22 protein-coding genes are annotated in these 22,743 nt (G+C 73.2%); 13 read left to right on the top strand and 9 right to left on the bottom strand.

The window, feature by feature from the left end; translation table 11 throughout:
* Positions 1 to 84: 84 nt before the first annotated feature.
* Both IEY71_RS05515 and IEY71_RS05510 read right to left on the bottom strand, forming a co-directional pair.
* Positions 85 to 1,446, bottom strand: a complete 1,362-nt coding sequence (locus IEY71_RS05515; protein WP_189084257.1) for an MFS transporter — start codon at positions 1,444 to 1,446, stop codon at positions 85 to 87.
* Between the two features lie 74 nt (positions 1,447 to 1,520).
* Complete coding sequence (locus IEY71_RS05510) at positions 1,521 to 2,609, bottom strand: mandelate racemase/muconate lactonizing enzyme family protein (protein WP_189084256.1); 1,089 nt, start codon at positions 2,607 to 2,609, stop codon at positions 1,521 to 1,523.
* An 89-nt stretch (positions 2,610 to 2,698) separates the two neighbouring features.
* On the opposite strand from IEY71_RS05510, the gene IEY71_RS05505 reads away from it, so the two are divergent.
* Entirely contained in the window at positions 2,699 to 3,397 is a 699-nt protein-coding gene (locus IEY71_RS05505; RefSeq protein WP_189084255.1) for a GntR family transcriptional regulator, read from the top strand.
* Positions 3,398 to 3,466: 69 nt separating this feature from the next.
* Here IEY71_RS05505 and IEY71_RS05500 read toward each other — a convergent pair whose 3' ends face one another.
* A complete protein-coding gene (locus IEY71_RS05500; protein WP_189084254.1) occupies positions 3,467 to 4,219 on the bottom strand; it encodes an SDR family NAD(P)-dependent oxidoreductase in 753 nt (250 codons plus the stop codon).
* Entirely contained in the window at positions 4,219 to 5,100 is an 882-nt protein-coding gene (locus IEY71_RS05495) for a fumarylacetoacetate hydrolase family protein (RefSeq protein ID WP_189084253.1), read from the bottom strand. The genes IEY71_RS05500 and IEY71_RS05495 overlap by 1 nt, the downstream gene beginning before the upstream one ends.
* 163 nt (positions 5,101 to 5,263) lie before the next feature.
* Here IEY71_RS05495 and IEY71_RS05490 point away from each other — a divergent pair, with 163 nt between their 5' ends.
* Positions 5,264 to 5,551, top strand: a complete 288-nt coding sequence (locus IEY71_RS05490; RefSeq protein WP_189084252.1) for an ArsR/SmtB family transcription factor — start codon at positions 5,264 to 5,266, stop codon at positions 5,549 to 5,551.
* A 32-nt stretch (positions 5,552 to 5,583) separates the two neighbouring features.
* Here the strand turns inward: IEY71_RS05490 and IEY71_RS18525 are convergent, their stop codons facing one another.
* The gene (locus tag IEY71_RS18525) at positions 5,584 to 6,333 is read right to left on the bottom strand and encodes a hypothetical protein (protein WP_189084251.1); all 750 of its coding nucleotides are present in this window, start codon (positions 6,331 to 6,333) and stop codon (positions 5,584 to 5,586) included.
* A 254-nt stretch (positions 6,334 to 6,587) separates the two neighbouring features.
* On the opposite strand from IEY71_RS18525, the gene IEY71_RS05480 reads away from it, so the two are divergent.
* From IEY71_RS05480 to IEY71_RS05465, 4 genes are all read left to right on the top strand, one after another.
* Complete coding sequence (locus IEY71_RS05480; protein WP_189084250.1) at positions 6,588 to 6,971, top strand: phage holin family protein; 384 nt, start codon at positions 6,588 to 6,590, stop codon at positions 6,969 to 6,971.
* Between the two features lie 94 nt (positions 6,972 to 7,065).
* Positions 7,066 to 7,404, top strand: coding sequence for an ArsR/SmtB family transcription factor (locus IEY71_RS05475; protein WP_189084249.1), 339 nt, complete (start codon positions 7,066 to 7,068; stop codon positions 7,402 to 7,404).
* Complete coding sequence (locus IEY71_RS05470; protein ID WP_189084248.1) at positions 7,391 to 7,855, top strand: SRPBCC family protein; 465 nt, start codon at positions 7,391 to 7,393, stop codon at positions 7,853 to 7,855. The genes IEY71_RS05475 and IEY71_RS05470 overlap by 14 nt, the downstream gene beginning before the upstream one ends.
* The gene (locus IEY71_RS05465) at positions 7,855 to 8,418 is read left to right on the top strand and encodes a dihydrofolate reductase family protein (RefSeq protein ID WP_189084247.1); all 564 of its coding nucleotides are present in this window, start codon (positions 7,855 to 7,857) and stop codon (positions 8,416 to 8,418) included. Before IEY71_RS05470 ends, IEY71_RS05465 begins: the two co-directional genes overlap by 1 nt.
* A 4-nt stretch (positions 8,419 to 8,422) precedes the next feature.
* Here IEY71_RS05465 and IEY71_RS05460 read toward each other — a convergent pair whose 3' ends face one another.
* A complete protein-coding gene (locus tag IEY71_RS05460; protein WP_189084246.1) occupies positions 8,423 to 9,841 on the bottom strand; it encodes an MFS transporter in 1,419 nt (472 codons plus the stop codon).
* 368 nt (positions 9,842 to 10,209) lie between these two features.
* On the opposite strand from IEY71_RS05460, the gene IEY71_RS05455 reads away from it, so the two are divergent.
* From IEY71_RS05455 to IEY71_RS05435, 5 genes are all read left to right on the top strand, one after another.
* Positions 10,210 to 11,529, top strand: a complete 1,320-nt coding sequence (locus tag IEY71_RS05455) for a sensor histidine kinase (protein WP_189084245.1) — start codon at positions 10,210 to 10,212, stop codon at positions 11,527 to 11,529.
* A complete protein-coding gene (locus tag IEY71_RS05450; RefSeq protein ID WP_189084244.1) occupies positions 11,526 to 12,284 on the top strand; it encodes a response regulator in 759 nt (252 codons plus the stop codon). Before IEY71_RS05455 ends, IEY71_RS05450 begins: the two co-directional genes overlap by 4 nt.
* Positions 12,285 to 12,409: 125 nt before the next feature.
* Positions 12,410 to 13,294, top strand: a complete 885-nt coding sequence (locus IEY71_RS05445) for an ABC transporter ATP-binding protein (RefSeq protein ID WP_189084243.1) — start codon at positions 12,410 to 12,412, stop codon at positions 13,292 to 13,294.
* Positions 13,291 to 14,400: an ABC transporter permease gene (locus IEY71_RS05440; protein ID WP_189084242.1), complete on the top strand. Its 1,110-nt coding sequence runs from the start codon at positions 13,291 to 13,293 to the stop codon at positions 14,398 to 14,400. The genes IEY71_RS05445 and IEY71_RS05440 overlap by 4 nt, the downstream gene beginning before the upstream one ends.
* Before the next feature lie 216 nt (positions 14,401 to 14,616).
* Positions 14,617 to 16,746, top strand: coding sequence for an alkaline phosphatase family protein (locus IEY71_RS05435; protein WP_189084241.1), 2,130 nt, complete (start codon positions 14,617 to 14,619; stop codon positions 16,744 to 16,746).
* Positions 16,747 to 16,879: 133 nt separating this feature from the next.
* Here IEY71_RS05435 and IEY71_RS05430 read toward each other — a convergent pair whose 3' ends face one another.
* Together IEY71_RS05430 and IEY71_RS05425 are read right to left on the bottom strand one after the other, a co-directional pair.
* Positions 16,880 to 18,538 carry an amidohydrolase gene (locus tag IEY71_RS05430; protein ID WP_189084240.1) on the bottom strand — a complete coding sequence of 553 codons (1,659 nt, stop codon included), beginning with the start codon at positions 18,536 to 18,538 and terminating at the stop codon, positions 16,880 to 16,882.
* A 16-nt stretch (positions 18,539 to 18,554) separates the two neighbouring features.
* Complete coding sequence (locus IEY71_RS05425) at positions 18,555 to 19,889, bottom strand: MFS transporter (RefSeq protein ID WP_189084239.1); 1,335 nt, start codon at positions 19,887 to 19,889, stop codon at positions 18,555 to 18,557.
* Between the two features lie 175 nt (positions 19,890 to 20,064).
* Here IEY71_RS05425 and IEY71_RS05420 point away from each other — a divergent pair, with 175 nt between their 5' ends.
* Positions 20,065 to 20,394: a hypothetical protein gene (locus tag IEY71_RS05420; RefSeq protein ID WP_189084238.1), complete on the top strand. Its 330-nt coding sequence runs from the start codon at positions 20,065 to 20,067 to the stop codon at positions 20,392 to 20,394.
* 69 nt (positions 20,395 to 20,463) lie between these two features.
* Complete coding sequence (locus tag IEY71_RS05415; RefSeq protein ID WP_189084237.1) at positions 20,464 to 21,369, top strand: LysR family transcriptional regulator; 906 nt, start codon at positions 20,464 to 20,466, stop codon at positions 21,367 to 21,369.
* Here IEY71_RS05415 and IEY71_RS05410 read toward each other — a convergent pair.
* Positions 21,366 to 22,718, bottom strand: coding sequence for an MFS transporter (locus tag IEY71_RS05410; RefSeq protein WP_189084236.1), 1,353 nt, complete (start codon positions 22,716 to 22,718; stop codon positions 21,366 to 21,368). The genes IEY71_RS05415 and IEY71_RS05410 overlap by 4 nt on opposite strands.
* Positions 22,719 to 22,743 lie beyond the last annotated feature (25 nt).

Below are 22,743 nucleotides of genomic sequence, written 5' to 3'. Positions count from 1 at the left end.
AGCCCGCGGCCCGCAGCGCTGCACGCCGGAACGCCGCCGACGGAGGATCCGTCGGCGGCGTTCCGCGTCTCCGGGCCGGGCCCCTCAGGACTCGAAGGAGCCCGTCGAGGCCTTGAGCTCCTCGACCGTGGTCGCGCTCATCCGGCGGCCGCGGGTCTCGCCGCCGAACCACACCGCGATGGCGCCGAGCACGCACGCGCCGATGATGAACAGCGCCACGCCCCAGGTGCCGCCGCCGACCGCCGCGACGAGGGCGACGGCGATGAGCGGAGTGGTGCCCGCACTCACCGCGCCGGCGAGCTCCCGCGAGAACGCGAGGCCGGTGAAGCGCGCGCCGCCCGTGAAGAGCTCGGCGAAGTACGCCGCCTGCGGGCCGAACATCGCGCCGACGCCGAGACCGAGGCTGACGACGATGGCGAGCACGATCGGGAACGGCGCCTGCGCCCCGTCGATCAGCCAGAAGTACGGGAAGGCGAAGATCGCGGAGAACACGATGCCGAAGAGGATCACCGGCCGTCGGCCGACCCGGTCGGAGAGCCAACCGAACAGCGGCAGCAGCACCATCGTGACCGCGGTGCCGATCGTGGTCGCGAGCGGCCCGATCGAGGAGGCGAGGTGCAGGTTGCCGACGAGGTAGGCGGTGATGAAGGCGAGGTTGATCGAGGACACCACGTTCTGCGGGGTCTGCGCGAGGAAGAGCGTGAGCATCGCCTTCTTCTCGCGGGCGAAGACCTCCTTCACGGGAGAGGCGGGCGCGTGCTCCTGCTCCTGCAGCGCGACGAAGGCGGGGCTCTCCGCGAGCTTCAGCCGGATGACGAGCGCCACGACCACCACGACCGCGCTGAGCAGGAACGGGATGCGCCAGCCCCAGGCGAGGAACTCGTCCTCCGGCAGCTGCGTGACGATCGCGAAGACGCCCGAGGCCATCAGCAGGCCGAGGTAGACGCCGGCCGAGGGCCAGGCGCCGTGCAGCCCGCGGCGGCGCGGGTTCGCGTGCTCGACGGAGAAGATCGCCGCCCCGCCGAACTCGGCGCCGGCGCCGATGCCCTGCACGAGCCGCAGCACGATGAGCGTGATCGGCGCCCAGATGCCGACCTGCTCGTAGCTCGGCACGAGCCCCATCAGGAAGGTCGCGACGCCCATCACGAGCAGCGTCAGCACGAGCACGTACTTGCGCCCGTGGGTGTCGCCGATGCGGCCGAAGATGAGGCCGCCGAGCGGGCGGATCAGGTACCCGACCGCGAACGTCGCGAACGCGGCGAGCGTCGCGACGAGCGGGTCGGAGTTGACGAAGATGATGCGGTTAAAGACGAGCGCCGCCGCGGTGCCGTAGAGGTAGAAGTCGTACCACTCGAGGGCGGAGCCGACGAGCGAGGCGGCGCCGACGCCGAGCATCGAGTTGTGCTTGGCAGGGCGATCGGTCGGGGGGAGTGCGGTTCGAGACATCCTTGTCCTATTCGTGTCGAGGGTACTTCGCGGGCGGGGGTGCGGAGATCGAGCGGGAGGGGCGGATGCCGCGATCAGGCGACGCGGCGGTCGTCCATGGCGTCGCGGTTCCAGCTGATGCCGAGCCCCGGCTGCTCGGGGGCGACGGCGCGCCCGCCCTCGAGCCGGATCTCGTCGTCGGTGACGGCGCGCAGTTGCGGGATGTGCTCGACGTAGCGCCCGTTGGGGATCGCCGCGACGAGGCTGACGTGCAGCTCCATCAGGAAGTGCGGGCAGACGTCGGCGTTGAAGGCCTCGGCGAGGTGCGCGACCTTCAGCCAGGGGGTGATGCCGCCGATGCGGGCGACGTCGGTCTGCACGACGGTCGCGGCGCCGCGCTGCAGGTAGTCGCGGAACTGGCCGAGGGAGTACATCGACTCGCCGACGGCGACGGGGATGGCCGTCGAGGCGGCGAGGCGCACATGGCCGTCGACGTCGTCGGCCGGCAGCGGCTCCTCGAACCAGAAGAGGTCGAGCGACTCGAACGCGCGCGCCCGGCGGATCGCCTCGGCGCTCGTGAACGCCTGGTTCGCGTCGACCATGAGGTCGAAGCCGGGACCGACGGCCTCGCGCACGGCGGCGAGCCGCTCGAGATCCTCGGCGATGTGCGGCTTGCCGACCTTGATCTTCGTGCCGCTCCAGCCGGCCGCCTTCGCGGCGATCGCGCCGTCGACGAGCTCCTGCGTGCCGAGGTGCAGCCAGCCGTTCTCGGTGTCGTAGAGCGGGACGGCGTTGCGGAAGCCGCCCGCGGCGCGCCAGAGCGGCTCGTTCGAGCGCAGGCAGCGCAGGTCCCAGAGCGCGGTGTCGACGGCGGCGAGCGCGAGGCTCGTGATGGCACCGACGGTGGTGGCGTGGGTGCGGTCGTGCAGGCGCCGCCAGAGCGCCTCGACCTCGCGGGAGTCCTGGCCGAGGAGCTGGGGGAGGAGCGTGCCGCGCAGCAGCTCGATCACCGAGCGGCCGCCCGTGCCGATCGTGTAGGAATAGCCGGTGCCGCGGAGCCCCTCGTCGGTCGTGAGGTCGACGACGATGGTCTCCTGCTTCTCGAAGCTCTGGGTGGCGTCGGTGCGGACGGTCTCGACCTCGAGGTCGATGAGCGACGCGGTCGCCTGGGTGATGCGGGCCATGGGTTCACTTCCTTGGGAGGGCTTGTTCGTAGATCCTATAGGAAATAGCTAGAGGATGCACGGAATAGGGCGGGCGGTAGACTTCCCGGATGACCCTGGGTGCCGTGAGCGTGACCATCCCCCCGCGTCGAGCGCTCGTCGACGACGTCTACGACGCCCTGCTCTCGCTGCTCATGGACCAGGAGATCGCGCCGGGCGCGCGCCTCTCGATCGACGGGGTCGCCCGCCAGCTCGACGTCTCCCCCACCCCGGTGCGCGAGGCGCTCACCCGGCTCGAGGCCGAGGGGCTCGTGCTCCGCGAGGCCCGCAAGGGGTACACCGCGGCCGAGCTGCTCGACGCGGAGGGCCTTGACCAGCTCTACGAGCTGCGCATCCTGCTGGAGCCCCGGGCGGCCCGGCTCGCCACGGCCCGGCTCGACGCCGCGGCCCGCGGGGAGCTCGCGGCGCAGCTGCGCGGCATGCGGCAGGCCGCGGCATCCGACGGCGCGGAGGCCGGCTTCCGCAACTACCGCGACTTCGCCGAGCGGGATGCCGCGTTCCACCACACCATCGCCCGCGCCTCGGGCAACCCCCTGCTCGCCGACGCGATCACCCGGCTCCGCTCCCACGTGCACCTGTACCGGCTGTACTTCCAGCACGGCATCGCCGACGACACGGCCGACGAGCACGCCGCCATCCTCACCGCGCTCGAAGCCGGTGACGCCGACGCCGCCGAGCTGGCCATGCGCACGCATCTCGAGACCTCGCGCGCCCGCCTCGTCCCGCGGGCCGACGAAGCGGCCGAGTAGCGACCGCGTCGGGGCGCAGTGCCCCGTCCGACCCGCCGAGCGCGCCGGGCCGCAGTGCCCCGCCCGGGCTCAGCCGCGCGGGCGGAGGCGCAGCTCCTGCATCCCGCCGTCCACCGCGAGCGAGACGCCCGTCGTCGAGCCGGCCCGCGGGCTCGCGAGATAGGCGACCGCGTCGGCGACCTCGTCGGCCGAGACGAGCCGCCCGTGCGGCTGGCGCGCCTCGAGCGCGGCGCGCTCGGCCACCGGGTCCTCGGCGCGTTCGAGCAGGCGGCCGATCCATGGGGTGTCCGCGGTGCCGGGGCTGACCGCGTTCACGCGGATGCCCTCGGCGAGGTGGTCGGCGGCCATCGCCCGGGTGAGCGCGAGCACCGCGCCCTTCGTCGCCGAGTACAGCGCGCGCTGCGGAAGGCCGGCCGTCGCGGCGATCGAGGAGGTGTTCACGATGCTCGCCGCGGCGGAGCGGCGCAGCTCGGGCAGGGCGGCCCGGCTCACCCGGGCGATCGCCACGACGTTCAGGTCGAAGGCGCGGTGCCACTCGGCGTCGTCGTGGTCGGCGACCGTGCCCTGCGCCCCGACGCCCGCGTTGTTCACGACGACGTCGATGCCGCCGAGCTCGGCGGCCACCCGTGCGACGCCGGCGCGGACCGCGTCGTCGTCGCAGAGGTCGAGCGAGATCGCGAGATCGGCGTGCGCCGCCGCCTCGGCGCGGAGGTCGAAGACGGCGACCCGCGCGCCCTCGGCCCGCAGGCGGCGGGCGATGGCCTCGCCGAGCCCGGATGCCCCGCCGGTCACGATCGCGACGAGCCCGTCGAACGCGCCCATCAGGCGATCACCTCCTGGCGCTGCCGGCCGAGCCCATCGATCTCGAGCTCCACGACGTCTCCGGGCGCCAGGTACGGGAACCGCCCGGACAGGGCGACGCCCTCGGGCGTGCCCGTCAACACGAGGTCGCCGGGCTCCAGCACGAGGAAGCGGCTCAGCTCCCACACGATGCGGTCGATGCCGAAGATCAGATCGGCCGTGCGCGAGTCCTGCCGGGGCTCGCCGTTCACCCAGCTGCGGAGCCGCGCGTCGTCGGCGTCGAACGCGTCCGCCGGCACGAGCCAGGGCCCGAGCGGGCAGAAGCCCGGCGCGGACTTGCCGAGCGTCCACTGCCCGCCGACCCGGCCCAGCTGCCAGTCGCGCTCCGAGAGGTCGTTCGCGACGACGTACCCGGCGACGTGGTCCCGGGCGCGGGCCGGGTCGTCGAGCGTGTCGGTGCGGCTGCCGATCACGAGGCCCAGCTCGACCTCCCAGTCCGTCTTCGCGCTGCCGCGCGGGATCGCGACGGCATCGTCGGGACCGACGATCGTGTTCGGCGCCTTCATGAAGACCACGGGCTCGGCGGGGGGCTCGGCGCCGGACTCGGCGGCGTGGGCCGCGTAGTTCATGCCGATGCAGTACACCGCGCTCGGCCGGGCGATCGGGGCGCCGACGCGGAGGCCCGCGCGATCGAGCTCCGGCAGACGGCCTGCGGCGTGCGCGTCGCGGGCGGCCCGCAGACCACCGGCGGCGAGGAACGCCCCGTCGAGGTCGAGCCGGGCGGCGGGATCGTCGGCGATGCCCGCCAGCTCGGCGATGAGCGGGCGCAGCGCGAAGGCGCGGTCGCCGTCGAGCAGCACGGGGACCTCGGCGCCGGGGCGATCGAGTCGGGCGAACCGCATTGGCTCCTCCTTGGGGTCGGATCGGTCGACGGCCTGCACCGTCGCTTGATTCCTATATCCTATATCCACTTGGATGCGGCGAGCGTCGGCGCGACTGGGCAAGCTGTCGGTGGCTCACCGCGGACCCCGACGCCCGCTGCGGATCTCAGAGAGGAGAGCGCCTGTGCTCCGTCAACGATCGACCGTCTTCGACGCCATCGCGCATCCCGTGCGGCGGCACATCCTCGAGGCGCTCAACGGCGCGCACTGGGTGTCGATCACGGATCTCGCCGAGCGCATCGAGGTCTCCCGCTCCACCGCGTCGCGACACCTCGACATCCTCCGCCGCAGCGGACTCGTGAAGGCGCGCCGCGTCGATCAGGCCACCCTGCACCACCTCAAACTCGACGCCCTGGAGCCGGTCTTCGAGTGGATCGAACCGCTCGTCGCGGAGGAAGCGCTCGCCGGCTGAGCCGCGGCGCGGAGCACTCGTCCGCCGGGGCGCTAGTCCGCCGGAGCCTCGACGGAGTCCGGCGTCTCGATCGCCTCTGGAGCGGGAGCGCCGCTCGCGGGCGGAGCACCGGATTCGGGGCCGACCCCGGACCCCGGCGTCTCAGTCGGCGGGGCGGTCTCCGGACTGAGCCCGGGCGGCACGGCCTCCGGCGGGATCGCGGGGGCGTCGCCCGCCTCGGCCGCGCAGCCCGCGGTGCCCTCGTCGCCCTGGAGGGCGAAGCGCCAGGCGGCGTCGCGCTGCCCGTCGAGCCCGGCGGGCTTCGGGGTGCCGCCGTTCCACCACTCCCACTCGCGGTACTCGAAGCCGGCCTCGGCCATGCACGCGCGCACGGCCCGCTGTCCGGTCGACCATGCCGCACGGTCGGCCTCGGAGACGAAGCGCGGGTCGGCCGGGTCGAGGTACGGGTTCTTCGGCGGCGTCGAGGGGGTCGGCGACGGCGACGGCTGCTCCGGGCGCGGGCTCGGCGACGGCTCGGGCGAGGGCTTCGGGGCGGGGAGCGTCGGCAGCGGGGTCGACGGCGCCGTGGGCGGGGCGCTCGGCGCCGGCGTCTGCGGGGAGCCGGCGGCCGAGCCGTCGCTCTGCTCCGTGGCCCCGCCGCGCTCCGCCTCGGGGCGCAGGTCGACGCCGCGATGGGCGAGCTGCACGGCCGGGCCGTCGTTGTCGCCGATCGCGGCATGCACCCCCGCGACCGCGGCGACGGTGCACAGCGCGGCGACGCCGGCCGCGGCGATCGCGATCATCGGCCCGGAGGCCCGCGAGGGTCGGCCGCGGTGCGCGTGCCTGCGGTGCACGTCACGCCCCGGGACTTCGCTCGTCTGCGCGGTCGCCGCGTGGCGCCGGGTCCGCTCGGGACGCGGCGCACGAGGGACATCGCGCGATGGAGGCATCCCTTTCCACCGTAGGCGAGGGATCCTCCCCCTGCAAGGGGGGCATTTCGCCCCGCCCACCACCGCGGGCGCGGAGCCGAGCGCCCGCCGAGCGCTACGCTCGCGCCATGGTGCGCTTTCTGATCCGGCTGGCGATCTCGCTCGTGACGGCCGCCCTCGGCCTCCTCGTCGCCTCGTGGGTGCTGCCGGACTTCCGCTTGGAGTGGGGCGGCTTCCTCGTCGCGATCATCGTGTTCTCCGTGGCGCAGGCGATCCTCGGGCCCTTCGTCTTCAACCTCGCCCGGCAGTACGCCTCGGCGGTGCTGGGCGGCATTGGCCTCGTGACGACGTTCCTCGCGTTGCTCATCGCCTCCCTCTTCCCGGGCGGCATCCACATCGACGGCGCGGTCACCTGGGTGCTCGCGACGCTGGTCGTGTGGATCATCACGGCGCTCGGCGGGTGGCTGCTGCCGCTCATCTTCCTGAAGGACCGCGCCGAGAAGCGCAAATAGCGCAGGGAACTCCGCCCGCTTCGCGAACGCGGCCCTTGACACCGCATCGACGTCCAGCTAATTTAAGCGAATCCTTAATTAAGGAGTTGCTTACATGACCGATCAGCTCAGTCTCGTCTTCCAGGCGCTCGCCGACCCCACCCGCCGCGCGATGCTCTCGCGGCTCCGCTCGGGTGCGGCGACCGTCGGGGAACTGGCCGAGCCGTTCGCGATCAGTCGGCCCGCGGTCTCGCAGCACCTGAAGGTGCTCGAGCGGGCCGGACTCATCGAACGCACCGCCCAGGCCCAGTGGCGCAGTTGCACGCTGCGCACGGAGCCCCTCGACGAGGCATCCGAGTGGGTCGAACGCCACCGCGGCGAGTGGAACGAGCGCTTCGATCTGCTCGACGAGCAGCTCCGCCGACTGAAGGGAACCGGCGATGACCGAGCCTGACGACCGACCGCAGTTCACGATCACCCGCATTCTCGACGCCCCGCGCGAGCTCGTCTGGCGCGCCTGGACCGAGCCGGAGCAGGCGGGCGCCTGGTGGCACCCGCGCGGCATCGACGTCGAGGAGGGCAGCCTCGAGCTCGACGTACGACCCGGCGGACGATACCGCTACACGATGGTGAATCCCGCCGACGGCTCCCGCTACCCCACCGCCGGCGTCTACCTGGAGGTGCAGCCGCCCGAGCGGCTCGCGTTCACCTGGGGTTCGCCGGAGGATGCCGACGACGCCGCCCCGCTCATCACGGTGCTCCTGCGCGAGCTCGACGCGGAGCGCACCGAGATGCTGTTCCACCTCGTCGGCATCGACGCCGCCCCCGGCGACGACAACGTCTATGACGGCTGGACCTCCGCGTTCGACGTGCTCGAGGAGCACCTCGCGGGCGGGGCGCGCTGATGGGCCGGCTGACGCTCGAGCAGATCGTCTCCGTCGACGGCTACGCGGCCGACGAGCACGGCGGGCTCGACTTCGTCGAGGCGGTGCCCGCCTTCGACGTGACCGACGACGACCAGCTCGCCTACCTCGAGGACGTCGATGCGATCCTGCTCGGCGCGAACAGCTACCGCATGTTCGTCGAGTACTGGCCCGTCGCCGATCCCGCCGCCGAGCCCGTCGCCGAGCCGATCGCCCGGCTGCCGAAATGGGTCGTGTCGAACACGCTCGAGCGGGCGCCCTGGGGCGACGGCGAGGCGACGCTCCTGCGCGGCGACCCCGCGGAGTCGGTCGCGGCGCTGAAGGCGGAGCGCGAGCACGTGATCGTCTGGGGAAGCCTGCAGCTCGCGGACGCGCTGCTCGCGGCCGGGCTCGTCGACACGCTGCGCCTGCGCGTCGTGCCGGTGCTGCTCGGCGCCGGGCGCTCGTTCACGCCGGACGCGCTCGCCCTGCAGCGCCTGGAGCTCGACCACGCGGTGAGCTTCCCCACCGGGCACCTCGGGCTGACCTACCGGCTGGCGCGATAGCGGGCTAGCGGGACTCGGGAGCCTGCGCCTCGGCTTCGTCGGCCTGCATGCCGGGTTCTCCGGCCTGCGCCTCGGCTTCGTCGGCCCGCATGCCGGGCTCACCGGCCTGCGCCTCGTCGGGCGTCGTCGCCTCGGCCGTGCGGTACTCGGCCGAGAGCGTGCGGTACGCCCGGGTGGCGAAGGCGGCGAGGCCGAGGGCGGCGGTCGCAAGACCGCTCACGAGGAACACGAGGGCGATGCCGCGCGCGTCGCCCTCGCCGAGGAGCCATCCCCAGGTCTCGAAGCCGGCGTCGGAACGCATGTACGGGATGATCCAGAACTGCGCGATCGGCGCGATCAGGAACGCCGTGATCGGGGCCGCGGCCGCCTCGAACGCGGCCGCGAAGCCGAAGACGCGCCCCTGCCTCGTGAAGGGCACGACCTTCTGGATGACGGTCTGCTCGGCGGCCTCGACCGCGGGCACGAGCGCCATGTAGAGCCAGATGCCGACCGCGTACAGCCACCACCACTCGCGCACGGTGAAGAACGCGCCGAGCAGGCCCATGCCGATGACGACCACGAGCATCGTGCGGATCGGATTGCGCCCGAGCCCCCACTTGGCGATGATCAGGCCGCCGACGATGAAGCCCGTCGACGCGATGCCGAAGACGACGCCCCACCACTCCACCTCGAACAGGGTGAGGCCGTACGGGTCCATCAGCGCCATGTAGACGCCGCCGATGAGGTTGTTGAACGTCGAGAAGAGGATGAGCGCGAACAGCCCCGGCGCCTGACGGATCGCCGCGATGCTGCCGCGGAAGTCGATGGCGGGCGGGCGCCCCTCCTCGACGACGGGCTTCGCCTCCGGGATGCGCACGAACAGCAGGTGCAGCAGCGAGACGAAGGTCAGCCCCACGGCGATGATCATGGTGCCGCCCATGCCGAGCAGGCCGATCGCGAGCCCCGAGAACACGCTCGTCACGATGAAGGCGAGGCCCTGCACGGTGCCGACGAGGCCGTTCGCGTTGGCGTGCCGCTCGACGGGCACGAGGAGCGTCACGGTGGTCGACAGCGCGATGTTGCGGAGGTGCTCGACGACGGCGCCGAACAGGATGACGCCCGTGAAGACCCAGAACCAGGGGCCGCCGAGGTCGAGCAGGGCCCGCTCGGGCTGGAGCACGTAGAGCAGGCCCGCGAGCGCGAAGGACGCCAGCGTGACGACGCTCGACAGCATCATGACCCGGTACTTGCGATGCCGGTCGACGATGGTGCCGAAGAGCATCGAGAAGAACGCGATGAAGAGCATGTACGCGCCGCCGATGATGCCGGTCGCGAGCACCGACTCCGTCTCGAGGTACACCCAGAAGGTGAGCGCGAACCAGAGGAAGCTCGTGGTGACGTTCGCCACCATCGTGTTCACGAGCACCTGGGCGAACGTGCGCATGCCATTCGCCGGCGGCGCGGGCGCGGGCGGCGCGGGTGCGGTCGGGGCCGACGCGGCAGGCGCGGGCGCGCTCGGCGCCGCGCTCTCGTCGGCCGTCGGGCCCCGCTGCTCGTCCACGGTGCGAGGGTACTCACCGCCGCCGACATCCGGAACTCCCCTCTCTCCTCCCGTTACTCCGCCCGGGAGGAGTTCGGCCGCCGGGGAGGAGATTCCCGGTCGAATCCGCCTCCCTCGGCACTCTCTCCTCCCGCAGAGCGGGGGCGGGTGGCGGGGGCGGGTGGCGGGGGCGGAGGGAGATGGCGCCAGGGGCGCGGCACCTCCCCCGCACGGCGGATGCCCCGAGGCATCCGCGCCGCTAGCGTGAGGGGATGCAGCAGCCGCCCCCAGCCCCGCCCGTGCTCGAGGGCGTCGAGTGGGTCCGCCCGGGACCGACCCGCCGGCAGCTGCGGAACGACGTGCTGCTCGCCCTCGTGCTCGCCGCGGCGAGCGGGGCGAGCCTCGTGCTCTACCGGGCGGCGGGCTACAACCAGGACGGCCCGTGGTGGGCCTCGCTCGTCTGGGCCGCGGCGATGACGCTGCCCCTGGCGCTGCGGCGTCGCTTCCCCGACGTCATCGCGGTCGTGGCCTCCGCCGCGTTCATCGCCGGCGCGGTGCTGTACCTCAGCGAGGCGCTGTTCAGCAACATCGCCCTGTTCATCGCGATCTACACGGTCGGAGCGTGGGGGCGCAGCCGCCGGCGCGCGTTCGTCGTGCGGCTCGTGATCGTCCTCGCGATGTTCGGCTGGCTGCTCTGGTCGCTGATCTACTTCTCGACGGTGCAGGAGGTCGCGCCCGAGCTCGGGCGCGAGGGCTTCCTCTCCCCCTACCTGGCGTTCGGCCTCGTGAACGTGCTGACCAATCTGCTGTACTTCGGCGGCGCCTGGTACTTCGGCGACGCGAACTACCGCTCCGCGCGCGAGCGGGCGGCGCTCGAGCAACGCACGGCGGAGCTCGCCGCCGAGCGCGAGCGCTCGCGGCGGCAGGCGGTCCAACTCGAGCGGGTGCGCATCGCCCGCGAGCTGCACGACGTCGTCGCGCACCACGTCTCGGTGATCGGTGTGCAGGCGGGGGCGGCGCGGCGAGTGCTGTCCTCGAAGCCGGATGCCGCGGTCGACGCGCTCTCAGCGATCGAGACGAGCTCCCGCGAGGCCGTGACCGAGCTGCACGCCCTGCTCGGCACCCTGCGCGCCGACGGGGAGCCGGAGCCCACCGCCAGCACGCTCGGCATCGCCCAGATCGAGGCCCTCGCCGCCGAGGCGAGCGCGGCCGGGCTGCCGACCGCGTTCGCCGTAGTGGGCGAGCCGCGCCAGGCGCCGACGCTCGTCGAGGCGAGCGCGTACCGGGTCGCGCAGGAGGCGCTCACGAACGTGCGCAAGCACGCCGGCGCCGCGGCGACCGCCGATGTGCGCATCCGCTGGACGTCCGAGCGCGTCGAGCTCGAGGTCGCGAACACGGGCATCGTGCGGCGCAGTGCAGGCGAGGCTGGCGAGACCGCCGGGCTCGGCCTCGTCGGCATGCGCGAACGGGTCGCGGCCACGGGCGGGGAGCTCGAGCTCGGGCCGAGAGCGCGCGGCGGCTATCTCGTGCGGGCGGCGTTCCCGCTGCAGAGCGACGGGCGGCGGCCCGCGACGAACGGAGACGCCCGATGATCCGCGTGCTCGTGGTGGACGATCAGAGCCTCGTGCGGGCGGGCTTCCGCACGATCCTCGACTCCGAGCCCGGCATCGAGGTCGTCGGCGAGGCGGAGGACGGCGAGCTCGCCGTCGCCCGCACCCTGGAGCTCGCGCCGGACGTCGTCTGCATGGACGTGCAGATGCCGAACGTCGACGGCCTCGAGGCCACCCGGCGGCTGACCGCCGATCCGCGCGTGGAGGCCGCCGTGCTCGTGCTCACGACCTTCGACCGCGAGGATTACCTCTTCGCGGCCCTCGAGGCGGGCGCGAGCGGCTTCCTGCTGAAGAACTCCAGCCCGGAGCGCCTCATCGACGCCGTACAGGTGCTCGCGGGCGGCGAGGCGCTGCTCGCGCCCGACGTCACCAGGCGCGTGATCGAGGCGGCGCGGCGGCACGGCGTGCTCGCCGCGGGCGGCAGCGGCTCGGACGGCGCGGATGCCTCGGGCGCGCCCGTGCGCGCTCAGGTTCACGACGCCGGCGACGAGGCATCCGCCCCGCCCGCGCGCCCGAGCGCGCCGCCGGAGCTCGACTCCCTGACCGATCGGGAGCGCGAGGTGCTCGTGCTCCTCGCCGAGGGGCTGTCGAACGCCGAGATCGCTGGGCGCATGTGGGTCGGCGAGGCGACGGTGAAGAGCCACGTGTCGAAGGTGCTGATGAAGCTCGGCCTGCGCGACCGGGTGCACGCCGTGGTCTTCGCCTACGAGCACGGCGTCGTCTCCCCCGCCGGCTGAACGGCACCGCCCCCTGCCGACTCCCGGCGGCTCTCCCCCGCAGGGGGGAGGCGCGCGGCGGCGCGGGCGGGGGAACCCGTCGTGCGGCGGATGCCCGCGGCCTCCGCACTGCCTAGCGTGGGAGCATGCTCGAACTCCAGCACCTCGGCAAGCGCTTCGGCGAGCGCGTCGCCCTCGACGACGTGTCGTTCCGCGTCGCGCCCGGCCGGCTCACCGGCTTCGTCGGCGGCAACGGCGCCGGCAAGACGACCACGATGCGCATCGTGCTCGGCGTGCTCGGCGCCGACACCGGCACGGTCACGCTCGACGGCCACCCGCTCGGCACCGCCGACCGCCGCAGCTTCGGCTACATGCCGGAGGAGCGCGGCCTCTACCCGAAGATGCGCGTGCTGGAGCAGACCGTCTACCTGGCGCGGCTGCACGGCTGGTCCCCGGCCGCGGCCCGCCGCAACGCCGAGGAGCTGCTCGAGCGCCTCGGTCTCGCCGAGCGGCACGACGACCCCGTCGAGAGCCTCTCGCTCGGCAACCAGCAGCGCGCGCAGATCGCCGCGGCGCTCGTGCACCGCCCCGAGGTGCTCGTGCTCGACGAGCCCTTCTCGGGCCTCGACCCCATCGCGGTCGAGACGGTGCAGTCGGTGCTGTCCGACGCGGCCGACTCGGGCGCGCGCGTGCTGTTCTCCTCGCACCAGCTCGACATCGTGGAGCGCATCTGCGACGACCTCGTCATCATCGCCGCCGGCCGCATCCGCGCCGCCGGTTCGGGCGAGGAGCTCCGCGCGGAGCACGGCTCCGAGCGCTGGGAGCTGCTGACCGACGGCGACGCCGGCTGGGTGCGCGAGCTGCCCGGCATCGTCGTCACCGACTTCGACGGCGGCTGGGCCCGCTTCGAGGCGGACTCGGATGCCGCGCGCCGCGCGGTGCTCGCCGAGGCCCTCCGCCGGGGCGAGGTCGCCGGCTTCACCCGCGAGCACACGACGCTCGCCCAGATCTTCAAGGAGGTCGTGCAGTGAGCACGTCACGCAGCACCGCCGAGCTCCGCACGCCGAAGTTCACCGAGACGGTGGGCCTCATCGCGGGCCGCGAGGTCACCACGCGCCTGCGCAGCAAGGCGTTCCTCATCTCCACGGGCATCCTGATGCTCGCCGTGCTGGCCTCGGTCGTGCTGGGCGGCATCTTCGGCGGCAAGTCCGACCCGGCGAAGGTCGCCGTCGTCGGCGCGGCCGCGACGGCCGTCGAGGGCAACCCGGCGCTCGAGGCCGTACCGGTCGACGACCAGGCAGCCGGCGAGGCGCTGCTCCGCGACGGCGAGGTCGACGCGATCATCGTGCCCGAGGCATCCGACCCGACCGGCCTGCAGGTCATCGGGCTCGACCGCGCGCCGGGCGGGGTGGTGCAGGCGCTGTCGGCGCAGCCCGGCGTCGAGCTGCTCGACCCGGCGACGGTCGACCCGCTGCTGGCGTACTTCATCGCCTTCGGCTTCGGCATCGTGTTCTTCATGTCGGCGATCACCTTCGGCTCGACCATCGCGCAATCGGTGGTCGAGGAGAAGCAGACCCGGATCATCGAGATCCTGCTGTCCACGGTCTCGGCGCGCGAGCTGCTGACGGGCAAGGTGATCGGCAACAGCGTGCTCGCGTTCGGGCAGATCATCGCGATCGCGGTGCTCGCCCTCGTCGGGCTGCTCGCGACCGGGCAGCGGGTGCTGCTCGGGGTGCTCGGCTCCTCGGTGATCTGGTTCGTGGTGTTCTTCGCGATCGGCTTCGTGATGCTCGCGGCGCTGTTCGCGGCGTCGGCCGCGCTCGTGTCGCGCGCCGAGGACGTCGGCTCGGTGACCTCGCCGGTGACGATGCTCGTGATGATCCCGTACTTCGCGGTGGTGTTCTTCTTCGACAACCCGACGATCCTGACGGTGATGAGCTACATCCCGTTCTCGGCGCCGGTGGGGATGCCGGTGCGCATCTTCCTCGGCCAGGCCGAGTGGTGGGAGCCGGTGCTCTCGCTGCTGATCCTCGTCGCGACGACGCTCGGCGCGCTCGCGATCGGCGACCGCGTGTACCGCAACTCGCTGCTCCGCACCGGCACGCGGGTGAAGCTCGCCGAGGCGCTGCGGGGGTAGCGAGGCCCCCAGCTGTATCGACATCTCGGGCCCGGGTTCGCGAGGTGTTCACCTTCCTCGGGGGACGTGGCGGGCGGTTCGCGCCGGATCCGCGTGAACCCGCGGCGAACGTGTCTCGACAAGCGGCGTTTTCGCTTGAACCGCCCTCGGGGCCCTCCGAAGACTGGGCAGCGCCCGGCATCCGCCGCCGCATCGCCCCGAACTCCGGAGACCCTCATGCCCTCGCCGAACCGCGCCGCCCGCGCCGTCTCGACCTCGCTCCTCGCCGCCGCGCTCGTCGCGGTGCCGGTCTGCGCCCAGGCGGCCGCAGCCCCGGCCGCCGCGCTGCCCGCCGCTCAGGCCGCACCCCCGACCGCCGTCCAGCCCGCCGCCGCCCCCGAGCGCGCCGTGAAGACCCTCGTCGTCGGCATCGACGGCGCGAGCTTCGACTTCCTCGAGCCCGCGGGCATGCCGACCCTCGCCGGCCTCCGCGCCGCCGGCCTCACCGCCTCGAGCAATCTGTACGCGCAGCCGATGGCCGGCACGATCTCGGGCGCCGGCTGGTCGAGCATCGCCACGGGCGTCTGGCCCGACAAGCACCGCGTCGTCGACAACAGCTTCAGCGACCCGAACTACGCCGAGTACCCCGACTACCTGACCCGCATCGAGGCGGCCGCCCCCGAGCGCGAGACGCTCGTCGTCGGCACCTGGACGCCGATCCCGCAGACGGTCTTCGGCCCGGCCGTCGACGAGCGCCTCGCGGGCGGGAACGACGCCGGAACGACGGCGAAGGTCGTGCAGGCGCTCTCGACGGGCGACCCCGACGACGTGTTCGTGCACCTCGACGAGGTCGACGGGGCCGGCCACTCGGTCGGCACGAACGGCACCGCCTACGGCGAGGCGCTGCGCCGGGCCGACGCGCAGCTCGGCGAGATCCTCGCCGCGATCGACGCCCGCTCGACGCGGGCCGCCGAGGACTGGCTCGTCGTCGTCACCGCCGACCACGGGCACACCCCGACCGGCGGCCACGGCGGCAACTCCGCGGCCGAGCGGAAGACCTTCGTCATCGCCGCGGGCCCCGGCATCGAGGCGGGCTCGGTGCGGCACGACGTGAAGATCACCGACATCGCCCCGACCGTGCTCGCCGCCGACGGCATCGCGAACGACCCCGCCTGGGGCCTCGACGGCACCGCGCTCGGCGAGCTCGAGGGCGACGACTTCGACACCCTGCGCCCGGTGCTGAAGCCGCAGCAGGACGAGACCCGGCCCGGCGCCGGCGTGCTCGGCTGGACGCACGAGGCCCCGAGCGGCTGGACGATCGACAACGCGAAGATGCCCGCGGGCGGCGTTGCCGAGTGGTCCGGCTGGTCGTTCGCGACCGACGACTTCTGGACCGGTGCCGAGCGCGGCCAGATGCGCGAGACGAGCGTGCGCAACCGCGACGTGTTCGCCGTCGCCGACTCGGACGAGTGGGACGACAAGCCCCACGACCCGGGCCAGTTCGACTCGACGCTCGTGAGCCCCGCCTACCCGCTGAGCGGTGCGGCGACGGCGACGCTCGCGTACGCGACGAACTACTTCATCGACGGGCCCCAGTCGGCCGAGGTCTCGGTGAGCTTCGACGGCGGCGAGCCGCGATCGCTGAAGAACTACCGCATCGACACGAACCGTTTCGAGCGCCTCGAGTTCGAGGTGCCGGCCGGCGCCCAGGCGGCGCAGTTCCGCTTCCACTACACGGGCACGAACAGCGCGTTCTGGACGGTCGACCAGGTTCGCCTCGAGCAGGACCCCGCCCCCGCGATCACCGCTCCGGGCGCGCCGACGGGCGTGACGGCGACGGCCAGGGACGGCCGGATCGAGGTGTCCTGGACGGCGCCCGAGTCCGACGGCGGCGCGCCGATCACGGGCTACACGGCGACCGCGACGCCGGTCGCCGTGACACCGATCGCCGCGGCACCAGCTGCTGCGACGGAGGGCGCGGATGCCTCGGCGCTCGCCGCCGCCGCGCCGCTTAGCTGCACGACGACCGGCACCGCCTGCACGATCGAGGGCGCCGTGAACGGCACCGCGTACACGGTGCGGGTCGTCGCCGCGAACGAGGCCGGCGCCTCGGCGGACTCCGCGCCCTCGGCCGAGGTCACGCCGACGGCGGCCACCGCCCCGGTCGACCCGGGCACGGGCGGCGGCACCGGCGGCACCTCGACGGGCGCCGGCTCCGGCTCGGCCGGCAGCGGCGCGGATGCCTCGGGCTCCCTCGCTTCGACCGGAACCGAGTGGGCGCTGCCGCTCGCCGGGCTCGCGGCGACCGGGCTCCTCGGCGGCCTCGGCCTGCTGGCGGTGCGCCGCCGTCGCCCCAGCGCGAGCTGATCGACCCGGCCCACTTGCCGAGAGGGTCGGATTCCGACCGGAGCACGACCGCGATGCGGTGGCTCGGTCGGAATCCGACCCTTTCGCCAGTGGGCTTCAGGATGGGCGGGGCGCGCAGGGTGCGCGGCGGGGCTCAGGCCGCGGTCGCGCGCGCCAGTTCCCCGGCGGCGTCGAAGCCGAACACGCCGCCCACCATCGTCGCCCCGACCTCGAGCTCGCGGATCCGCTCGGGCGCCACCCGCAGCGGGTCGTCCGAGAGCACCACGAGGTCGGCGAGCTTGCCGCGCGAGAGCGCGCCCTTCCGCGCCTCCTCGTGCACGGCGTACGCCGAGCCGACCGTGTACGCCCGCAGCGCCTGCGCCGGGGTGAGCGCCTCGTGCAGCCCGATCGGCGCCCCGCTCGCCGAGCGGCGGTTCACCATGTCGTGCAGGCTGAGCAGCGGCTCGCCGGGCACGACCGGGGCATCCGTCGATCCCGGCAGCTCGACGCCCGCGTCGACGAAGCTGCGCATGCGGTACGCGAGCTGCGCGCGCTCCTCGCCGAGGGCCGCGAGGAAGCCGTCGCCGAGCGCCGAGACGAAGCGCCCCTGCGGCACGGGCACGAGCCCGCCCGCGACGATCCGCCGCACCTGCTCGTCGGAGGCGACGCCGACGTGCTCGATCCGGTGCCTGGCGTCGGCCCGGGGCATCCGCCGCTGCGCCTCCTCGTACGCGTCGAGCACGACGTCGAGCGCGCCGTCGCCGATCGCGTGCGTCGCGAGCTGCCAGCCGTTCTCATGCCCGCGGAGGATGAATCGGCGGATCTCCTCGGCCTGCCACTGCAGGTAGCCGGCGTTGCCCGGGGTGTCCGCGTAGTCGCAGCACATCGCCGCCGTGCGGCCGATGAGCGAGCCGTCGGAGACGACCTTGATGGGGCCGATGCGCAGCCACTCGTCGCCGAGCCCGCTGCGGATGCCGAGATCGACGCCCCAGCCGTCGACCCCGTCGCCGAGCGGCCCGAGATCGTGGATCGCGTCGATGTAGGGCATGAGCGTCACGCGGGTGCGCAGCAGGCCGCGCTCCCGGGCGAGCTGGAACGCCCGCACGTCGGCGGGGCCGTGCCCGATCAGGGTGCCGCCGATGCCGGGCTCCGTGACGCTCGTGACGCCGTTGCGCAGCGCCCACTCGCTCGCGGCGGCGAGGGCGGCCACGAGCTCCTCCTGCGGCACGGGCTTCAGCACGTGGTTCACGAGCTGCATCGCCTGCTCCTGCAGCAGGCCGGTCGCCCGGCCGCCCTCGCGCACCATGCTGCCGCCGGCGGGCGCCTCGAGCGCGTCGGGGTCGCCGTGGCCGGCGCGGCGGAACGCCTCGGTGTTCGCGACGGCCATGTGGTTCGAGTTGTGCACGAGGTAGACGGGGCGGCCGCCGGCGATGCGGTCGAGCACGGCCCGGTCGGGGTGGGCGCCGATCTTGTTCTGGTCGTAGCCGTTGCCGATGACCCAGGCGCCCTTGGGCTTCGCGGCGGCCCAGGCCTCGACCCGCGCGTAGAGCGCGTCGAGGGTGGGCGCCTGCTCGAAGGCGAGGTCGAGCTGCACCTGCTCCTTGCCGAGCATCGAGAAGTGCAGGTGGGCGTCGTTGAACCCGGGCACGACGGGGGCGCCACCGAGGTCGAGCTGCTCGTCGGCGGTGACGCCGTGCAGCTCCTCGTCGAAGCCGACGACGCGGCCGCCGAGGATGCCGACGCGGTTCGCGGTCGGCCGCTCGGGGTCGAGCGTCGTGATGCGGGCGTTGCTGAGGATGGTGTCGATGCGCATGTCGGGGTGCGGCTCCTTACTCCGCGTTCCGCAGCTCGCGCTCGCGCGCCGCGGAGAATCCGGTGATCGCGGCGAGCGCGAGCACGCCGGCGACGGTGATGACGATGAGGGCGATGAAGAAGCCGGCCACGCCGCCCCAGTGCCCGCCGCCGAGGTTCAGGAACAGCTGGGCGAGCAGCGGCGTCGTGCCGCCGATCAGGGTGGAGCAGAGCTGGTAGGAGAGCGAGACGCCGCTGTACCGCACCTCGACGGGGAAGGCCTGCGCGAGGAAGCCCGCGAGCACCGCGTAGTAGCCGGTGCCGGCGATCATCGACATGCCGATGCCGAGCAGGATGAGCCAGGGCTCGCCGGTCGTGACGAGGAGGAAGAGCGGCACGGCGAGCACGGCGCTCGCGGCGAGACTCCAGATCATGAACTTCGTCGTGCCGACCCGCTCGGCGATGCGGGTGCCGATCGGCTGCCAGACGAACTGGATCACCGCGCCCACGAGCAGGATGTTCAGCATCACCTGGCGGTCGACACCGAGGGTGGTGGTGGCGTAGGAGAGCATGAAGGTGCTCACGAAGTACGCCATGCCGATGCCGAGGCCGCTCGCGAAGACGGCGGCGACGACGGCCTTCCAGTGGTGCTTCAGCAGTTCGAAGAGGGGCACCTTCACGGTCTCGGCGGCGGCCTTCGTCTGGGCGAACTCCTCGGGCTCCTCGAGGCGGAGGCGGATGACGAGGCCGATGACGACGAGCAGGGCGGAGAGCAGGAACGGCATCCGCCAGCCCCACGCGAGGAACGCCTCGTCGGGCAGGAACGCGGCGAGCGCGAAGGCGGTCGTGGCGAGGATGTTGCCGGCGGGCGAGCCCTGCTGCACGAACATGCCGCCGCGCACGGCCTTCGACTTCGGCCCCGACTCGGCGGCGAGCAGCACGGCGCCGCCCCACTCGCCGCCGACGGCGAAGCCCTGCAGGGCGCGCAGCAGGGTGAGCAGCACGGGCGCGGCGACGCCGATGGTCGCGTAGCCGGGGAGGATGCCGATGCAGAAGGTCGCGACGCCCATGATCAGCAGGGTGGCGACGAGGGTGTTCTTGCGGCCGAACTTGTCGCCGAGGTGGCCGAAGACCATGCCGCCGATCGGGCGGGCGAGGAAGCCGGCCCAGAAGGTGGCGAAGGAGGCGAGGATGGCGGTCGAGGCATCCACGTTCGGGAAGAACACGGGGCCGAAGGCGAGGGCGGCGGCGGTGCCGTAGATGTAGAAGTCGTACCACTCGACGGTGGTGCCGAGGAAGGCGGCGATGCGGGCGGTGCGGCCCTGCCGTTCGGGGGAGGTGCGGGCGCTGGGGCGCGTCTCGGTCTGTGCCATGGGTGCTCCGTTGCGGGGGATGGGTGCTGACGAGGTGGATGTCCCGGGATCGCCCCATTCTGCGCGCGGCCGCATCATGCTGTCGAATACCGAATCTGCACTGTTTTCATGCCTCAGCGGCATGGCCTGTGGATGGCGGAGTCGCCGGGGCAGGGCCGCCCACTACGGTCCAGCCATGACCCGCTCGCCCCTCGCTCCGCTCTCGTTCGCCGCCGGCCTGCTCGCGCTCCTCGTCGTGCTCGGCTTCCGCCTCATCCTCTCCTCGCTGTACTGGGGCGGCTCCTTCACCGTCGTGTCCCTCGTGCAGTTCGCCCCGATCGCGCACGTGGCCCAGTTCGCGCTCGCGGGCCTCCTCGCGGCGGCGGCGATCGCCGGCGGCAGCGTCGTCCTGGTCCGGCGACTCGCCCGCCCGGCCCTCGCCGGGGCCGCCGTCGCACTCGGCGCGGCCGCCGTCGCGGAACTGCTCGTGGGCCTACTGCTGGGGCCGTACCCGCTGTTCAACTGAGCGGGCTGCCTCACTCGTGGCATGCTTTCGACATCCCCAAACGGTCTGTGGCATGCCTTGGAGGCATCGATGGAGCTCCGCGTCGTGAAGTACTTCCTCGCCGTCGCCGAGGCGGGGTCGATCACCGAGGGCGCCCGCCAGGTGCGGATCTCGCAGCCCGCGGTGTCCCGGCAGCTGCGCGCGCTCGAGCAGGAGCTCGGCGTCGAGCTCTTCGAGCGCGGCCACGGAGCGCTCCGGCTCACCCAGGCGGGTCGGCGCTTCCTCGGAGTCGGGCGGGACCTCGTGCGCCGCGAGCAGATGGCCCGCAACGCGGTCGGTCTCGAGCACCCGCTCGAGACCCGGCTCGTCGCCGTCGCGCCGTTCGCCACGATCCTGCGGACCCTGGCGCCCTTCGCCGCAGCGCACGGCGCGAGACATCCCGTCATCGACGCGATCGAGTGCGAGCCGAGCCTCGTGTTCGAACGCACCGTCGCGCTCGGCGCGGACTTCGGCGTCTCGACGGTGCCGCCGCCCGCGGACTGGGCGGGGCACCGGCTCTCCCCGATCGGCATCACCGCGCAGGTCGCCCCGGGGCATCCGCTGCACGGCCGGCCCGACGTCGAGGTCGCCGAGCTCGTGCGCCATCCGCTGATCCTGATGGACCGCACGAATCAGGCCCGGATGGTCTTCGACGACGCGCTCGCGGAGTCGGGGCTCGCCCTGCCCGACGCCACCGAGCTGAGCTCCTCGTTCATGGCGCAGGGCCTCGCCGCCGCCGGTCGGGGCGCCGCCGTGCTCACCAACGAGGCCGTGTTCGGCCTGCATCCCGTGCGCGTCATGCGCGACGGCCACCAGGTGCGCATGTCGCTCTACGCGGGCTGGGACGCCAGCCACTACGCCGCCGGGCTCATCGAACGCTGGGTCGCGGAGTACGGCGACTGGCTGCAGACCGTCGACGACGTCGCGAACGTGGATGCCCCGGCGGCGAGCGCCTAGTCCGACACCCGCTCGGCCGGCGCGAGCCGCGACGGGTCTGCGGCCTCCTCGGGCTGCAGATCGCCGATGCGCTTCGGCGTCGCGACGACGGCGAGCAGCGACACGAGGCAGGCGGCGATGACGAACAGCACGACGAGCCAGAGCCCGCCGCCGGCGGCCGCGACGAGCGCGGTCGCGATGAGCGGCGTCGGCCCCGCGACCAGGGCTCCGTTGAGCTCGCGGGCCGTCGCGACGCCCGTGAAGCGGTACCGGGTCGGGAAGAGGTTGGTGAGGAAGGTGCCGGTGGAGGCCGCGGTGGCGCCCACCGCGACGACGCCGAGCGCCGTCATGCCGAGGGCCGCCAGCACCGGGTCGCCCGACTGCAGGGACAGGAAGACCGGGTAGGTGAGGACGATCCCGGCGACCGAACCGAAGACGAGCACCCGCTTGGCGCCGAAGCGGTCGACCGCCATCCCGCCGAGCACCGGCGCGAACGCGGTGAGCAGCGAGGAGACCAGCACGGCGATCAGCGCCTCGACGCGCGGCATCCCGACCGTCAGCGTGAGGTAGCTGAGCGCGAAGGCGCTCAGCACGTAGTTCGTGACGTTGTGCCCGCACACGCTGAAGAAGCCGACCACGAGCTCGCGCGGGCTGCGGCGGAACAGCTCCGCCAACGGCACCTTCGTCGCGGTCTGCTCCGCGTTCGCCACCGCCTCCCGGTACTCGGGCGTCTCCTCGAGGCGGCGCCGGATCCACAGCGCGAGCACGAAGAGCACGGCGGAGACGAGGAACGGGATGCGCCAGGCCCAGCCGAGCAGCACGTCGCCCGGGAGCATCGAGGCGAAGGTGAAGGCCAGCGTCGCGAGGAACGCGCCGCCCGGGGCGCCCGAGGTGACCAGTCCGATGACCCGCCCGCGCCGCCGCTCGGGGGCGTACTCGGCGACGAGCGTGAGTGCGCCGGCGAGCTCCGCCCCGGCGCCGAAGCCCTGCACGAAGCGGAACAGGATCAGCAGGATGGGCGCCGCCAGCCCGATCGCCTCGGCGGTCGGCAGCAGCCCGATGCCGACGGTCGCGACGCCCATGAGCACGATGGTCAGGATCATCGCGGGCTTCCGGCCGACGCGGTCGCCGAGGTGGGAGATGATGAGGCCGCCGAGCGGCCGCACCACGAAGCCCACGGCGAAGGTCGCGAAGGCGAGCATCGAGGCGGAGGCCGGGATGACGTCGGGAAAGAAGAGCGGGCCGATCACGAGGCCCGCGGCCGCGCCGTAGAGCGCATAGTCGTACCACTCGATGAGCGTGCCAAAGTAGGCCGCGGCGATCGCCCGCCTCGCCTGCGGGGTCATGGTGCGTTGCGGTTCGTTGGCCATGGGGTGTCCTTTCGTCATTGAAAAG

Origin of the sequence: Agromyces mediolanus (genome assembly GCF_014648575.1) — a bacterium.
Taxonomy (GTDB): Bacteria; Actinomycetota; Actinomycetes; order Actinomycetales; family Microbacteriaceae; genus Agromyces; species Agromyces mediolanus.
This window is presented reverse-complemented; position numbering and strand designations above follow the sequence as displayed.